This window comes from Mucilaginibacter sp. P4_E8, assembly GCF_056401495.1.
Genome location: NZ_JBFUJG010000448.1, coordinates 1 through 638, shown reverse-complemented (window position 1 = coordinate 638; position 638 = coordinate 1). Strand labels below are relative to the sequence as shown.

General features: G+C 40.7%; 1 protein-coding gene. It reads left to right on the top strand.

From position 1 onward, the window contains the following. Positions 1-447 (top strand): GH39 family glycosyl hydrolase (locus tag AC1DRQ_RS32035; RefSeq protein ID WP_477430278.1); only part of this gene is annotated, 447 nt, incomplete at its 5' end. Positions 448-638 lie beyond the last annotated feature (191 nt).

Below are 638 nucleotides of genomic sequence, written 5' to 3'. Positions count from 1 at the left end.
ATGAAGGGTAAAAGGGTAGAGGTAAAAGGTAGCCAGATGTTTACAGTTAAATCTGTTGCAGATTCAAGTGTCAGAGGTGCTTATACCGATATTGGCGGRTTGGCCGCTAAAGATAAAAGGGGAGTTACCCTGATGATTTGGAATTATCATGATGATGACCTGCAAGGTGCAGATGTGCCTGTAAAAATAAACATCAATGATTTACCGGCTAAAACGGTAACATTTACCCAGTACCGCATTGATAAGCAGTACAGTAATTCATACGAAGCCTGGAAAAAAATGGGTTCGCCTCAAAACCCAACCGCAGCACAAATTCAGGAGCTGGAAAAAGCGGGACAATTACAAATGATAGGTAAGCCAGAAAAGATGCTGGTTAAATCGGGCGGGTTACAAACCGAAATAACATTGCCGCGCCAGGGTGTTTCTTTATTAAAGCTGGATTGGTAAAATAAGACATTTTTAGAATCCAGCTCCATCTGATTTAATACATGGGATACCTATGTCCTTTTGTTGGCCTTTGATAATACCTCTCCGTAACTGTCAAAGGTGTTGCCGGTAGAAAGAAATAATTCGTTATTCAGTTCAACTTTTAATGCGTCGGGAAGATGTACAGGAACAGATAACCTGTACATGAATAC